Origin of the sequence: Bartonella sp. AP21QHHD (assembly GCF_042196205.1) — a bacterium.
In the GTDB taxonomy this organism is placed as follows: Bacteria; Pseudomonadota; Alphaproteobacteria; order Rhizobiales; family Rhizobiaceae; genus Bartonella.
This window is the reverse complement of the sequence record NZ_JBHIPT010000132.1, coordinates 1-2,032: the sequence shown is the minus strand read 5'-3', so window position 1 is coordinate 2,032 and position 2,032 is coordinate 1. Positions and strand designations below refer to the sequence as shown.

The window sequence follows — 2,032 nt, the reverse complement described above, 5'->3', positions numbered from 1 at the left end:
GTTGGCAGCTCTGTCTCTTTTTATGGCTGGTGGAGCAACTATTGTTCAATCTCCTAACAATAGAACCGCTATAGCTGATTTTCTTGCCTATTGGTTTGCATCAAAAAATGGAGAAGAAGATAGCGAAAAAACAAATCAAAACTCACAAGAAGAAAAAAACAAAGCTTCTCAGGCGAATGCTAAAGACCCACAAAACAATAATGACGATGACAATGATGGAAAAGGTAAAAAGCTTAATAAAGCTAGGGAACATCATGACAAAAAACGCGATGAGAAAAAACAAAAATTAAAGGAGGAAGGATTTTCACCCAGCGAAAAAGAATTAACGATTGAAATTGAAATTACGACAGATAAAGGCACAATTAAGGTAAGAACACGTCCCGATAACACATTTATTAAGGATGGAAAACCAGCGTTTGATGAGACGAAAACAGGTAAAGCCAAATTAAGTAAAGGGCAGAAAGGTTTAAGAGAAATATGTAAAACAACAGGAAGCATAAAATTTTGTGGTTCTGAAGCTGAAAAGTATCTTAAGCAAAATAAAGAAAAATTTGATCAATATCAAAAAGATCTTAAAGGTACTATAGATAATTTTAAAGGCAGTGTAAAAGAATTGGAGAAAGAATTAGATAAATTTAACAAGAATTGGGCTAAAAATCAGCTAGATAAGAAGTGGAATGAGGGGACACTGCACCATGGAGTTGATCGACATCCAAGCTATTTAAAAGGGAAGTGAAGCATAATGAAAACGAAAGACGTAACAGAGATTTTAAAAAGATTGGGCTGGGAGATTTATCGCGATGAAGTTGGAGATACATTTGCTTATTATCATTTCTCCGATCGTATAATACGCATTCTCTATGATGTTGTAGATTATGGAGAGGATGGTGGAAGGTTGCGGCTATCAGTTGCTCTTACCACCGCCGCTTATTGTCTTGCTGAGGAATATGATAATGGCGAACAGTCGCGCTATGAATATGGTGATACGTTGATTTATGCAGAAGAAAATTTCGGAATTGTGGCACAGAATCTTTCAGAAAGTCATATCGAAGCTGTTTTAAACAAAGTAATCTTTTGGGCACAAACGCAGAATATTGAACAAAAATTGCGTGAAGAAGCCGCCAATCATTCTGCTGTTGCACAAGCATTGCTTGGCGATATTGATGCTTTAAGGTCTGATAAGCCGGCACCTCAATTACATGTACCAGAATTTGCAGATTACAAAGCGATGACGCGGTATGAGCGCCTCATTCTTTTTGCGCAAGCTTATAAAAATGGGGAGTTAGACGATATTCTAACGCGTAAAAAGCCCAAACAGCGCTCGATAAGCCTTACTGCAGCAAGCCGTATTCTTAAAACCCAAGGGTGGTTTTCTACGGAACCTAGAAAAATGTGGCTCTCTTTGCCAGATCGCTTTATTCAGTTTGATTTTGGTTTTGTACATCTCCATAACAATTACAATGTCCGTCTTGAAGCTGAGATCTCTAACGAAGAGATTTCTGTAGCTTGCGAATATATTCACTATAGGGGAGAATATAATTGGATACGACCTACGGATATTTATCAGTCTTTTAATACGATTGGGGGAGGGATTTTTAGCGGTTTTGATAAAGGGATTGATATTTGTGTAGAGACGTTGAATGAGGAAGATTTGATAAAAATCTCTGAGCGGATAATACAATGGGCACGCGCCCAAGATTTACAAGCATCAATAGAAAGCAAAACACGTGTTCAAAAGTATAGCTACAATATAGATATAGTCTGGCATTTGGCTTGTTTAGCGTTGACAGGTCGAATTGATATCCTGAAATCTTATCAAAGTTTTCTAAAAGCAGGTACGATTTCTGAACATTTGGATGATAATGAAGTAAAAAAATATGTTAACCATGCCGTTGAATTTTCTGAAAAACATCTGAAAATCCTTAATGAGCGAGAAGCAGCAGAAGCACACCTTGGTCCGAAAGCTTTGATTACTTTCAATAAGGTTGCTGAGCAATTAAAAGAAATGGGTTGGACAGTTTATCGTGATAAA

The 2,032-nt window shown here is 37.1% G+C and carries 1 protein-coding gene and 1 pseudogene; both read left to right on the top strand.

The window, feature by feature from the left end; genetic code table 11:
- Positions 1–736 (top strand): annotated as a pseudogene (locus tag ACFIMC_RS10220) (hypothetical protein); the annotation flags it as partial.
- A 6-nt stretch (positions 737–742) separates the two neighbouring features.
- Positions 743–2,032, top strand: a 1,290-nt coding sequence (locus ACFIMC_RS10215) for a DUF6990 domain-containing protein (protein WP_375680946.1), incomplete at its 3' end; no start/stop codon positions are given.